This window comes from Campylobacter concisus, from assembly GCF_902460875.1.
GTDB lineage: Bacteria > Campylobacterota > Campylobacteria > Campylobacterales > Campylobacteraceae > Campylobacter_A > Campylobacter_A concisus_AA.
In genome coordinates this window covers 1-779 of record NZ_CABPVR010000029.1, presented here as the reverse complement: position 1 = coordinate 779, position 779 = coordinate 1, and the positions used below count along the sequence as shown (strand labels likewise).

At 28.6% G+C, this 779-nt stretch carries 1 pseudogene; it reads left to right on the top strand.

Annotated features, from left to right (window positions below):
- Positions 1–281: 281 nt before the first annotated feature.
- A pseudogene (locus tag F3H01_RS09120) lies at positions 282–779 on the top strand (GGDEF-domain containing protein); the annotation flags it as partial.

The window sequence follows — 779 nt, the reverse complement described above, 5'->3', positions numbered from 1 at the left end:
CTATTAAATTTTGTCCATTTATGACGATATTGCACTTCATGAGATACCTTTGTGAATTTTAAAATTTTTGGGAAATTATAACCAAAAGCAAAGTCAATTTTTGTATAATTTGGACTATTTCTTAGGAGAGGGACACTATTTTTTTAATATCAAAATCATCTATAACTGGCATGCGAAAATGGATCTTAGTTGCAGTTGTAGCGCTATTCGTATTTGCACTATTAGCATCTTTACTAGACTATAATCTAATTGGAAAAATATCTATTTTGCTTGGTTTCTTTATGATAACTTTTGGTATTTATACTTCAATGGATAAAGTAAAAACCAAAATAACGCATTGGCTTGCAATATGTTTTGGTGTTTTTTTGTGGTCTATTTGCGATGCATTAATGGTGTTAAACCAAGATGTATTATTGCGTGCTCATAGTTCTTATGCGTATCTTGATGTGTTTTTTATGTTGCCGATGATATCTATTTTAGCTGGCGTTAGTATATTTTTGTATTCAAAATTTGCAGCCAGTCAAGAAAAGCTAGCCATCATTATGGATAGCATAAGTGTCTTTTTTTTAATAGTAATTTTAATATATGGTATTTTTGATGAAGTAGATATCTTATCGATGATAAATAATAGATCAAATATCGTTTTTCTCTCTATTGTAGTCATAAATTTTCTTATACTTTTTATTACTTTAAGTGAGATTTTTACAAGCAGCTTGCTTCATATAAAAATTAGCGGCTTTTACCTTATATCAGCTAGCATTTTATTTACGATGCTAAAT